11 protein-coding genes are annotated in these 11,938 nt (G+C 64.8%); 1 reads left to right on the top strand and 10 read right to left on the bottom strand.

Annotated elements, in window-relative coordinates; genetic code table 11:
- Nucleotides 1-23 precede the first annotated feature (23 nt).
- The 10 genes from GA0061099_RS25140 to GA0061099_RS25185 form a co-directional block, all read right to left on the bottom strand.
- Nucleotides 24-764 carry an SDR family oxidoreductase gene (locus tag GA0061099_RS25140; RefSeq protein ID WP_036026679.1) on the bottom strand — a complete coding sequence of 247 codons (741 nt, stop codon included), beginning with the start codon at nucleotides 762-764 and terminating at the stop codon, nucleotides 24-26.
- A 24-nt stretch (nucleotides 765-788) separates the two neighbouring features.
- Complete coding sequence (locus GA0061099_RS25145) at nucleotides 789-1,559, bottom strand: SDR family oxidoreductase (protein WP_036026678.1); 771 nt, start codon at nucleotides 1,557-1,559, stop codon at nucleotides 789-791.
- Nucleotides 1,560-1,575: 16 nt separating this feature from the next.
- On the bottom strand, nucleotides 1,576-1,956 hold the full coding sequence (locus GA0061099_RS25150) for a carboxymuconolactone decarboxylase family protein (RefSeq protein ID WP_036011548.1): 381 nt from the start codon (nucleotides 1,954-1,956) through the stop codon (nucleotides 1,576-1,578).
- A 41-nt stretch (nucleotides 1,957-1,997) separates the two neighbouring features.
- Nucleotides 1,998-3,233 carry an ABC transporter substrate-binding protein gene (locus GA0061099_RS25155; RefSeq protein ID WP_036026677.1) on the bottom strand — a complete coding sequence of 412 codons (1,236 nt, stop codon included), beginning with the start codon at nucleotides 3,231-3,233 and terminating at the stop codon, nucleotides 1,998-2,000.
- Nucleotides 3,234-3,264: 31 nt separating this feature from the next.
- Nucleotides 3,265-4,497, bottom strand: a complete 1,233-nt coding sequence (locus tag GA0061099_RS25160) for an ABC transporter substrate-binding protein (RefSeq protein WP_036026676.1) — start codon at nucleotides 4,495-4,497, stop codon at nucleotides 3,265-3,267.
- A gap of 32 nt (nucleotides 4,498-4,529) precedes the next feature.
- Entirely contained in the window at nucleotides 4,530-5,237 is a 708-nt protein-coding gene (locus GA0061099_RS25165) for an ABC transporter ATP-binding protein (RefSeq protein ID WP_036011537.1), read from the bottom strand.
- The gene (locus GA0061099_RS25170; RefSeq protein WP_193375194.1) at nucleotides 5,224-6,996 is read right to left on the bottom strand and encodes a branched-chain amino acid ABC transporter ATP-binding protein/permease; all 1,773 of its coding nucleotides are present in this window, start codon (nucleotides 6,994-6,996) and stop codon (nucleotides 5,224-5,226) included. The genes GA0061099_RS25165 and GA0061099_RS25170 overlap by 14 nt, the downstream gene beginning before the upstream one ends.
- Nucleotides 6,997-6,998: 2 nt before the next feature.
- Nucleotides 6,999-7,934: a branched-chain amino acid ABC transporter permease gene (locus GA0061099_RS25175; RefSeq protein WP_036011532.1), complete on the bottom strand. Its 936-nt coding sequence runs from the start codon at nucleotides 7,932-7,934 to the stop codon at nucleotides 6,999-7,001.
- A gap of 79 nt (nucleotides 7,935-8,013) precedes the next feature.
- The gene (locus GA0061099_RS25180) at nucleotides 8,014-9,408 is read right to left on the bottom strand and encodes an MmgE/PrpD family protein (protein WP_036026674.1); all 1,395 of its coding nucleotides are present in this window, start codon (nucleotides 9,406-9,408) and stop codon (nucleotides 8,014-8,016) included.
- Nucleotides 9,409-9,438: 30 nt separating this feature from the next.
- Nucleotides 9,439-10,332 carry an NAD(P)-dependent oxidoreductase gene (locus tag GA0061099_RS25185; RefSeq protein WP_036026673.1) on the bottom strand — a complete coding sequence of 298 codons (894 nt, stop codon included), beginning with the start codon at nucleotides 10,330-10,332 and terminating at the stop codon, nucleotides 9,439-9,441.
- Nucleotides 10,333-10,579: 247 nt separating this feature from the next.
- Here GA0061099_RS25185 and GA0061099_RS25190 point away from each other — a divergent pair, with 247 nt between their 5' ends.
- Nucleotides 10,580-11,932: an MmgE/PrpD family protein gene (locus GA0061099_RS25190; RefSeq protein ID WP_244429352.1), complete on the top strand. Its 1,353-nt coding sequence runs from the start codon at nucleotides 10,580-10,582 to the stop codon at nucleotides 11,930-11,932.
- The last annotated feature ends 6 nt before the right edge of the window (nucleotides 11,933-11,938 follow it).

An 11,938-nucleotide genomic window follows, 5' to 3' on the forward strand; every position in this document is an offset into this window, starting at 1 on the left:
GTCCGGGCCTTGGTTGGAATGATTCAATACCGGTTTACAGGCAGAATCATCATTTCGGCAATTTGAACGTGGGCGGGCTGATCCAGGGCGAACACGATCGAGCGGGCGATGTCGGCCGGCTCGAGCGCCATCCTGAACTGGTCGAAATAGTCCTTTTCCTTCTGCTTGTCGCCGCGGTAGCGGGTCAGGATGATGTTGGTCCTGGTCAGGCCGGGCTGGAGCTCGGTGACCCGGATCGCGGTGTCCGCCAGCTCGCCCCGGAGGGTCTCTGTGAACATGTGCACGCCGGCCTTGCTGGTGCTGTAGGCCGCCATATCCGGGACTATACGGACGGCGTTGATGGAGCTGATGTTGACGATATGGCCGGCGTTGCGCTTGACCATGTCGGGGAGGATCGCGCGGGTGACGCGCATCAGGCCAATCAGGTTGGTCTGGATGATGTTGGACCAGTCGTCGGCGGAGCCGGCGTCGAAGCGTGTCCGGCCGCCGATGTCATGCCCGGCATTGTTGATGAGGATCTCGACCGGCTTGAAATGAGCAGGAATGGCCTCCGGCAGACTATCCACGTCCCGAGAATCGCTGACGTCGAGCTGAATCGGAAACACCTTGTCGCCGACGGTGGCCGCCAGCTGCTGAAGCGCCTTGGCGTCACGATCGACCAGCACGACGCGGCGGCCGCTGTCCAGCAGCGCCTTGGTGATGGCGCGTCCCATGCCGCCGGCAGCGCCGGTCAGGACGACGGTCTGGCCTGGTTGTTCGGTCATCTCAGCACTCCCATTCCAATGCTCTCATGCGATTGACCAGCCGCCGTCGATGGGCAGGCTGGCGCCGGTGATGTCATTTGCCGCGGTACCGCAGAGAAAGACGACCATGGCGGCGACCGCATCCATTTCGACGAAGCGCTGCGTCGGCTGGCGCTCGCCAAGATATTCGCGGGTCACGTCATCGACGGGGCGTCCGCTATTCGCTGCCATCGTCGCGATCTTGTTCAGGATCGCCGGCGTCGGCAGCGTACCCGGGCAGAGCGCGTTGCAGGTGATTCCGCTGCGGGCGGTCTCGATGGCCACCGCGCGGGTCATGCCCAGAATTGCCGCTTTGCTCGTGACGTAGTCGATGCGATCTTCGACCGCGCGGCTCGAATAGATCGAGCCGATATTGATGATCCGGCCCCAGCCGCGCTGCTTCATCGCGGGCAGCGCAAGGCGGATCAGGTGGAACGGCGCCGACAGGTTAACAGCGAGCGCCTGGTCCCAGCGATCGGGTGGAAACTGCTCGATCGTCGAGAAATGCCTGACAACGGCGTTGTTGACAAGGATGTCGATGGCTCCGCAGCGGTCGAGCAGGCCGACCATCATGCTCTCGATGTCGTCGCGCCCGGACAGATCGGCAGCGGCGGGGATGACCTCGATGCCGAAGCGGGCGCTGAGGTCGTCCGCGGGCTGCTTCGGCGCAACGAGGTCGTGCAGGACAATGTTGCAGCCCGCGCCGGCCAGGCCTTCCGCGATGGCGAGGCCAAGGCCTGCGGTCGCGCCGGTCACGAGTGCCCATTTGCCCTTCATCGCAGCCCGCGCGCCCTTATTTCTTGTCGAGCTCGGCGAAGACTTCCTTCGCGTTGCGGAACGCGTCCACGCCGGCCGGCACGCCGCAATAGATCGCGACCTGCATGAAAACCTCGCGGATCTCCTCTTTGGTCGCGCCATTGGCGAGGGCGCCGCGGACGTGGGTCTTCAGCTCGTGCGGACGGTTGAGCGCGCAGAGCATCGCCAGATTGAGGAAGCTGCGCGTCTTTCGCGTCAGCCCTTCGCGGCCCCAGACGTAACCCCAGCAATACTCGGTGGTCAGATCCTGCATCGGGCGGTTGAACTCGTCGGCTGACGCGATCGCCTTGTCGACGAACTCGCTGCCGAGCACGCTCTTGCGGATTTCGAGGCCGCGGTCGTAGGTCGCCTTGTCCATTCTGTTCTCCGTTTCGCTTTCGAGCGGTATCAGGTCTCACCTTAGCTCTTGGGCCAGAACGGCTTCGCCAGCGCGAGCTCGGGCGGGAACACCGTCACCGGCACGCCGGATTGCCACTGCACGATGGTCATGCCGGCGCCGACGCGGCGGCCTTTCTGGTCGAACTTGATTTCGCCGAGCGGGTAATATTTCGAGGGACCCGCATCCATGGTGCGCAGCGCTTCGCCGACGGCGACGCGGTCGGCCTTGCCGGCCTTCTCCAGCGCGTCCTTGATCACCCACATGTCGCCATAGGTGGAGATCGCGTTCTGCGTCATCCACGGCTCCTTGTAGCGGGTCTTCAATTCGGCGATCAGGGCCTCATGGCCCTTGGCGCCCCAGCTCGCAACGCAGGTCAGGACGCCCTGCAGCAGTTCGGGGCTCACGGTCTGCAGCATGTCGGGTTCTGCGATGGCGATGCCGAATGAGATCGTCGGCACCTTGCCCTGGCCGAGGCCGAACTCGTTCATCTTCTCGAGCAGCAGTTTTGCGTCCGAGATCACAGTCGGCAGGAAGAAGAGCAGGTCGGGCTTGGCCGAGCGAATCTTCTGCACCAGCGATGTCGCATCCGCCAGCGGCGGGGTGAAGGTCTCGTCCACGATCAGCTGCAGCTGGTTCTCTGCCAAGAGGCCTTCGCGCATCGACTTCGCCGAGGCGATCGACGCGGCCGTGTTGTCGGTGAGGATCGCGACCGTCTTCGGCCGCTTGCCCGATGCCGTCTCGGCCAGCTTGATGATTTGCGGCAAGGCCTGACGGGCCTGTGAGGCTGCCGTGGCCGAGGTCTGGAACACGTATTTGAAGCCGCGATCCGTGATCAGATCGGAGTAGGAGAGGGTGAGGACGGGCAAGTTGGCGCGTTCCGTGACCTCGGTGACCGCGAGCGTGAAGGATGACAGGTAGGCGCCGCTTGCCGCGACCAGGTCGCTCTCCTGCGCCACCATACGCTGGGCGGCGTTCTTGGCCTTCTCAGTGGTGTCGCCGGAATCGAGCACCACGAGCTTCAGCTTGGCGCCGCCGAGCGCCTTGACTCCGCCTTGCGCGTTGATGTGCTCGACGGCCATCTCGGCGCCCTGACGCATCACCGTGCCGGGACGGGCGTAGATGCCGGAGATCGGCACCAAGAGGCCGACCTTCACCTCCGAAGGCTGCTGGGCCCAGGCGCGGGACGCGATCAGCGTGCCGGAGGCGCCCGCAAGCAGTGTTCGACGGGTGATCCTGATCTTGCTCGTTGTTCTCATGACAATCCTCCTCCCTGAAAAGCGTGCGATGCTATTTCTTCGGCCAGAACGGCTGCGCCTGCGCGAGCTCGGGCGGATAGACGGTGACTGGCACGCCCGATTGCCATTGCACGATGACGACGCCGGCGCCGACCCTGCGGCCCTTCTCGTCGAACTTGAGCTGTCCGCCGGGATAGTATTTCGACGGTCCGGCATCCATGGTGCGGAAGGCCTGCGCGACCGCATTGCGGTCGGCCTTACCGGCCTTTTCCAAGGCTTCCTTCATCAGCCACATGTCGCCATAGGTCGAGATGACGTTCTGCGTCATCCAGGGCTCCTTGTATTTCGCCTTGAGCTCGGCGATCAGAGCCTCGTGACCTTTCGAGCCCCAATTGGCGACGATGGTCATGATGCCCTGCACTGTCTCCGGGCTCACGCTCTGCAGCATGTCCGGTTCGGCGATGGTGATGCTGAAGGACACGGTCGGGATCTTGCCCTGGCCAAGGCCAAACTCGCTGATCTTCTCGAGCCCCAGCTTGGCGTCCGACACCGCGTTCGGCATGAACAGCAGCAGATCGGGCTTGGCCGAGCGGACTTTCTGGATCAGCGGCGTCGCATCCGACAGCGGCGGGGTCCAGACTTCCTCGACGACGAGCTGGAGGCCTTCCTGCGCGAACAGCTTCTCCTTCAGCGCCTTGGCCGTGGCAACCGAAGTCGCGGTGTTGTCCATCAGCATCGCGACCGTCTTCGGCTTCTTGCCCGAGGCGTTCTCCGCGAGCTTCATCAGAGTCGGCAAGCCGAGCTCGGACTGGCGGCTCGCGGTCGCGGCGGTCTGGAAGATGTATTTGAAACCGCGGTCGGTCAGAAGGTCCGAATAGGACAGCGTCAGCACCGGCAGCTCGGCACGCTCGGTCACCTCGGTGACCGCCAGCGTGAAGGACGACAGATAGGCGCCGGTGGCCGCGACGAGATCCGGCTCCTGCGCCACCATGCGTTGCGCCGCGTTCTTGGCCTTCTCGGTGGTGTCGCCGCAATCGATCACGACGAGCTTCAGCTTGGCGCCGCCGAGCGCCTTGATGCCGCCCTGCGCGTTGATGTGCTCGATACCCATCTCGGCGCCCATCTTCATCACCTGGCCGGGGCGGGTGTAGATGCCCGACAGCGGCACGATCAGCCCGACCTTGATCTCGGCCGGTGTCTGCGCGCGTGCCACGCCGGCAAGGCCCACGGCGGCGGCGCCGGACAGCACGGTCCGTCGCGAGAGTCCCTCCGATGTCTTGTTCATTTTGTTTGCTCCCTGGTCCTTTTTTATGGTTGTCACATGCCGAGATAGGCCTTGCGCACGCGATCGTCGGCGCGCAGCGTGTCGTTGTTGCCTTCGAGCACGACATGGCCGGCTTCGAGGACGTAGCCGTGGTCCGCGGATTCCAGCGCTTCCGCGACGCGCTGCTCGACCAGCAGCATGGTCAGCCCGGACTGGCGGCGAATCTCGATCAGCCGATCGAAGATGAAGTCGGCGGTTGAGGGCGCCAGCCCCATCGAGGGTTCGTCCAGCATCAAGAGTTTCGGCGAGGAGGCGAGGCCGCGGCCGATCGCGAGCATCTGCTGCTGGCCGCCTGACATCGTGCCCGCGAACTGGCTGCGACGCTCCTTCAGCACCGGAAGCCATTCGAAGATGCGCTCGATGTTGCTCTGCCAGTCGCGTCGACCGCTCTCCGTCATCGCACCCATCTCCAGATTCTCCATCACGGTCAGTGACGGGAAGACTTGGCGGCCCTCGGGGACGTGGGCGATGCCGAGATGGGCGCGCTGCGGCGGCGGCACTGCGAGGAGGTCGACGCCGTCGAAGGTGATGGCCCCGCCGCTCGGCTTGACGATGCCGGAGATGGTCTTGAACAGCGTGGTCTTGCCGGCGCCGTTGGGCCCGACGATGGCGACGAACTGGCCGGCGCCGACATTGATCGAGATGTCGTTCAGCACGGGTTTGGCGGAATAGCCCGCGCTCAATCCCTCAATTCGCAGCATGGCCCACCCATTTCTTGCCGAGATAGGCCTCGATCACCCGGTTGTCGCGCGTCACCACTTCCGGCAGGCCTTCGGTGATGACGGCGCCGTGGTCGAGTACGACGAACCTGTCGACCAGCCGAACCATCGCCTGCATCGTGTGCTCGATGATCGCGATGGTCATGCCGTCGCGCGCGAGCTGCTGGATCACGGCGACGACCTCGTCCGCCTCGCCGTGGCCGAGGCCCGCGAGGGTCTCGTCGAGCAGCAGGATGCGCGGTTGGCCGGCGATAGCGCGGGCAAGCTCCATCAGCCGCAGCTCCTTGGTCGAAAGCTCGCCGGCGACGCGGTCGGCGACGGCAGAGAGCCCGACACGGGCAACTGCATCGGCGGCAAGCTTGCGGGCTTCGTCGTCGGACCGCGCGCGCACATAGGCACCGACCACGACGTTGTCGAGGATCGACATGCGCAGGAACGGCCGCATCACCTGGAAGGTGCGGCCGATGCCGGCCTCGCAGATCACGTGCGGCCGTTGGCCGGACATGTTGCGGCCATCGATCAAGACCTCGCCCTCGCTCGGTTTCAGGAAGCCGTTGAGGAGGTTGAACAGCGTGGTCTTGCCGGCGCCGTTGGGCCCGATGATGCCGAGGATCTCGTTCTGGTGCAGCTTGAAGCTGACATCCTGCACGGCCTTGAGGCCGCCGAAGGACCGCGACAGGTTCCTCACTTCGAGCATGACTTCCCCGGTGGCAGCCCGCTGTCGCGGTGCGGGCTTCAGCGTGGTGACGTTGGCAGCCGATGTTTCGGGCAGGTCGGAGGCAGGCGCCTTAGGCGCGATCCGTTTGCGCAGGAGATCGCGCAGCTTCCAGAACAGGCCTTCCGGGGCCAGCAGGATGACGCAGACGATGGCAAAGCCGAAAATCACGCCCTGGATGCCGGGGAAGCGCGCGCCGGCTTCGGCATGCAGGATCTCGGCGAGCGGGATCAGGATCACCGAGCCAATCACCGGCCCCCAGACCGTGCCGACCCCGCCGAACATCGCGACCGTCAGCGCCTGGGCCGACACCAGCATGCCGAACACCGATTGCGGCGTCACGACCAACAACACCTGCGCGTAAAAGCCGCCGATCGCCGCGGCAATGGCCCCGCTAAGCGTGATCGCGCGCAGCTTCCAGGCGAGCGTATTGATCCCGGCCGCCTCGGCGGCGGCCTCGTTCTGCTTGATTGCCAGCAGTGCCATGCCGAAGCGGGAGCGCTCGATGAATTGCGTCAGCACGATGGTGGCAAGCATGATTGCGAGTCCCAGCAGCGTGTAGATGCGCGGATCGGCGAATTGCATGTAGGCGATCGGCGCGTCGCGCTTGATCGGAAGCGTCACCTCCTGGAAGCCGAGCCACTCGAACACGTAGAGGATGGCAAGCGGGTAGGCGAGCATCGCCAGGGCGAAATAGTGGCCCTGGAGGCGGAAGGTGGGAAATCCGATCAGCAGCCCGGCGATGCCGCCGAGCACGGCGGCGATGGGGATCAGCAGCCAGGGCGATATGTCGAAATAGATCTGGCCAAGCGCGGTGGCATAGGCGCCAATGCCGAAGAAGGCGGCGTGGCCGAACGAGATCAGCCCGGTGTAGCCGCTGAGCAGGTTCCAGGAGAGGCCGAACACCGCCCACACCGGCACCAGGGTCAGGATCAGCTGGTAGTAGGAATTGGTGACGCCGAGCGACAGCGCAGCATAGGCGATGGTGAAGAGCAGGGGAGGAAGAAAGGAGCGCATCCGGAGCATGATCACGTCCTCTCCACCATTCGCCCGAAGAAGCCTTGCGGTCGGAAGAAGATGATGAGGAGGAAGACGGCGAAGATCGCGGCGTTCTGCAGCTGCGTCGGCAGGATCAGCGTCGACATCTGCTGCACGAGCCCGATCGTCATGCCGCCCCAGAACGCGCCGATGATGCTGCCCATGCCGCCGAGCACGACGCCCGCATACATGACGATGACGTATTCGAGGCCGACGAACGGGTGGAACGGATAGTTCGTAGCGAGGAGGCCGCCGGCGATCGCCGTGATGCCGCAGCCGAGCGCGAAGGCGGTTCGGTGCGCGCGATCGACGTCGATGCCCATATAGGTCGCGGCGGTCGGATTATCCGCGGCGGCGCGAAGCGATTTGCCGATCCGCGTGCGCGTGATCAGCAGCGAAAGCAGGATCATCATGATCAGCGAAACGATCATGTCGATGCTGCGGGCCTTGTTGAGAAAGATGCTCATGTCGAAGAAGGGGCCGAGCTCCCAGGCCGAGCTCGACAGCGGCGTGCGGATCGAGGCCAGCACCGAGCCGAACACGATGAGGCCGCCGTTCTGCAGGATCAGCGCGATGCCCAGCGTGAGGATCAGCTGGGCGTAGTGTCCCTCGCCTTCGAGCGAGGCGGTGCGCGTCCCGGAGACGTGCGAGATCAGTGCCCGGTGGACGAAGTAGCCGAATACGGCAAGCACGGGGCCGGCCAGCAGGATGGAGACGAACGGTCCGACCGCATTGCCGAAGAACGACTGAACGCCGGCGGCGGTGAACAGATAGAAGGCAGTGTACATGCCGAGCATCATGAAATCGCCATGGGCGAAGTTGATGACGCGCATGACGCCGAAGATCAGGCCGAGCCCGACGCACATCAGGCCGTAGACGGCGCCGATCAGAAGGCCCGCGGCGAGCGCTTGCAGAAATCCTTCCATCAGCTTCGCCTCCGCGCGGCTGACGAACCTAAGCGGGTCTCGAAGTCGACCATGTTTCCCCCGTACTCTCCGGCACTTCTTATGATGCCGATCGTAAAACCCGTTCCGCCGTGTCCAGGCGGCATAGTGCTGCGATATCGCCGGCGTTGCCGAGCCGTTCGCAGCTCTCGATGAGTTGCTCCAACCGGCACGCGCGGTCCTCACCGAGGACTCCCTGAGCGGCCGTGCGAAAGCGCGTGCGAATATCTGAAGGCGTTGCGGCGATGACGTCGGGTAGCGCGTGCCGGATCGTCCGGCCGCTCTGCAGATGCACGGTCACATCCGCGCCCTGCTTGTCGGGGAACGCGGTGGTGAAGCCGACATCCGGCTCAAGCTTCGTGATCGCAACCAGGCGGATGATATCGACATCATCGAGTTCGGCGTAGTTGCCTTCCTCGATCTCGCCCCTCACGAGGGTGGCCGCGACGCTGAAGGGAATGCTCATCTTGGCCTGGAGCGCGTTCCGATACGGGCCGGTGGAGGCGCACCCAGGATAGCGCACGGCGGCATCGGGAGCGCGAACGACGACGCGGTCGATCTCCTCGGTGCCGGCGAGTTCGTGCGAGACGCGAAGGGCCGCTTGCGCGGCGGTCTGCGCGAAATTGCAGGCCGGGACCGGCTTGTTGTAGACCGCCATGATCTCGCATTCGCCATTCGGGAACAGCGCGATGCTGTCGGGCGCGGCCCGGCGACCATAGGCGGCGAACAGGCCCGCTTCGCCTTCGAGGATCGTTTCGGAGCCGAAAGCGCCGGCTGCGGCGAGGCCGATTGCCTTGATCGCATTGCTGGCGGCGAAGCCCGGATGAAAATACATGTCGGAGCCGCCTGCATGCGGCCACTCGTTGAGACCGCTGGACGTGTTGGCTGCGATCGCGATGGCGCTGGTCGCTGCGTCTTCGGACAGGTTGAGCGCGAAACTTCCGGCGAGCGCCGCGCCCAGAGGGGCCACGAGGCCGGTCGGACGATAGAGCCGGGCGAGATCGGAGGTCAGCAACGCGCGGCCGATCCGCGCGCCGGTCTCATAGCCGATGATCGCGGCTGCGAGCAGCCTTGAGCCGTGCGGCTGCGACTGTTCAGACAGCGCGAGCAATGTGGGCCAGATCACCACGCCGTGGTGCGCAATGCTGGCGGCATGCATGTCTTCCCGCACGAGTCCGTGCCCCATCACGGCATTGGCGAAGGCGGCATCGGCCGGCAAGGAGAGTCGCGACATTCCGACGATGGTTGCGCTGCCGCCACCTTGTGCGATCGCGATTGCCTGACGACTCCAGGGATGATGGCCCGCCTCGAAGGCGCAGGACAGGAAGTCGAGCAGGCAGAGCTTGGCCTTGGCGACCACTTCAGGCCCGAAATCTCCGAGATCAACGGCAAGTGCGCTCCGCGCCATCTGGCGCGCGAGCGATACCTTGCCTGATCCGGTCGGGCTGTTCGTCATCGCAAGTGTTTCTCCCAAAGGCTCTTGCGCTCAGCCGCGCATCTCGACCCCGGCCCACTCCTCGAGCACCTTGGCGATCGAGGTGAAATCGGATGACGGGCCGTATTTGGCGTTGGTGATCGCCAGCATCTGCCGTACCACTGCGCCGCAGACCATCGGCACGCCCATGGCCTCGGCCTCGTCCACGCAGAGACGGACGTCCTTGTAGGAAAGGCCGGTGGCGAATCCGAAATCGAACGTGCCCGGCAGCACCGAACGGGGAAATTTGTCTTCGGAGGCGCTGTTGCGGCCGCTGCTGGCGTTGATGATATCGATCAGCACCTTGGCGTTGACGCCGCCCTTGACGCCCATGGCGACCGCTTCCGACGTGATCACCAGCGCCGCCGCCGCCATCAGATTGTTGGCTAGCTTGGCGGTCTGCGCCACGCCGGGCTTGTCGCCGGTGTAGAACAGCTTGCCGAAATTCTTCAGGATCGGCTGCACGATGTCGTAAGTCGCTTGCGGGCACGATACCATAACGGCGAGCGTGCCGTTCACGGCGCCCTTGATGCCGCCGCTGACGGGCGCATCGACCAGCGTCATGCCTTTGGCTTTCAGCCCTTCCGCAACGAGCTTCGCCGCGCCGGGACCAGAGGTCGAGAGATCAACGACGATCTTGGCGCGGTTGCCGCTGCTGATGCCGTCCTCGCCGAGAGTGACGGCCTTGACGATGTCGGGCGTCGGCAGACTGGCGAGCACGATGTCGGCGCGCGAGGCGACGTCGGCCGGCGACTTGCCGACCAAGGCGCCGCGCTTGACCAGCGGCTGCGTCGCGTCGGCCTGCGTGTCGTAGACGACGAGCGAATAGCCCGCGTCCATCAACCGCCCCGCCATGGGGCCGCCCATGCGGCCCGTTCCGATCACACCGAGCGTCTCTCCCGCCATCGTTCACTCCCTATCGCGCGATCCCACGCGGGGCGCGCCGTCTTGATCTTGTCGTTGTCAGTTCGCCGGCCGGCCCTGACGACCGCCGTCGTTGCGGCGGCGGGTTCCCGTGCCAGCGTGCCGGATTGTTATGATTGTCAGACAAGCTGTCAAGCATAACATTTGGGGTCGACAGTTTGCCGCGGATCGGCATAAGGTCCGAAAAACGAGGAAGACGCCCCGCGTGCCGCAAGACCCGATTCCCAGCGTGAGCAGGACGCTCGCCGATTTCGTCGCGGCGACATCGTGGGCGGACGTGGAGGCGCAGAGCGGCGAGGCGCGACGCTCGATACTGAATTTCTTCGCCACGGCACTCGGCTCCGCACGCGATCCGGTGGTGATGGCGGCGACGCGAACCCTGTCGCCGTTCAGCGGCGCCGCGACCGCGACGGTCATCGGTCATTCGCAGCCGATGGACGCGATGTGCGCATCGTTTCTCAACGCCATCTCGGCCAATCTGCTCGATTTCGATGACACCCATCCCGAGACGATCATTCATCCGGCAGCCCCGGTCGCAGCTCCAGTCCTCGCACTCGCCGAGACGCATAAACTGTCTGGACGCGAATTGTTGACGGCGTTCATCCTCGGTGTGGACGTCGAATGCCGCATCGGCGCCGCCGTTTCGCCGCGCCATTATGCGCGCGGCTGGCACATCACTTCGACCTGCGGGATCTTTGGCGCCGCGGCGGCTTGCGCGAAACTATTGGGTCTGCCCGCGGAGGGCATTGCGAATGCCATCGGGCTCGCGGCGAGCCAGTCGGCAGGCAATGTCGAGAACCTGCCCAGTGCCGCGAAGAATGTCAGCGTCGGTAACGCGGCGCGCAACGGTTTGTTTGCGGCGCTGCTTGCAGAGCAGGGTTATGAGGCAGCCCCCCACGCCATTGAAGGCCCGCTCGGTTGGGCACGCACCATGGGTGACGAGCCGGATATTGCCCGCTTGCTTGATGGTCTCGGCAAGACCTTTGAGATCGCCAAGAACACCTACAAGCCCTATCCCGCCGGCATCGTTTTTCATGCGGTCATTGATGCCTGCCTTCAGTTGCGGGAGCGGATCGGTCGGCGATTCGACCAGATTGACACCGTGACCGTTCAAGGCTCGACGCTGCTGCTTGCGCGCGGCGACCGCCCCGTCAACAACGAGCGCGATGCGCGCGTCAGCATCCATCATTGCGTGGCGTGCGGATTGCTGCTCGGCAGAGCCGGCGTTGCCGAGTTTGCACGCGAGACGGTCGTCCGGCCCGATATTGTGCAGCTGCGGCAGAAGGTGAGGGCGGAGTGGGATGACGGGATGCCGGATGGTGCGGCACGCGTGACCGTGCGCCTGTCGTCCGGCGAGGTTTTCACCGAGACCGTCATCTCGCCGCGCGGCAGCCGGGCAGCGCCGCTTGAAGATCGCGATCTCGAGGCCAAGCTGCGCGAAAGCGTGCGAACGGGCCAGAGCAATTGGGACGCGGACGGTGTTATCGACGCCGTCTGGCGTCTCGATGCGGTGGCTGACGTCGCCGAACTGCTGCGATCGTTGCGGCCGCCCTCGGCGATGCGCCGAACAACTTCCATCTAGACTCTC

This window comes from Bradyrhizobium yuanmingense (genome assembly GCF_900094575.1).
GTDB lineage: Bacteria > Pseudomonadota > Alphaproteobacteria > Rhizobiales > Xanthobacteraceae > Bradyrhizobium > Bradyrhizobium yuanmingense.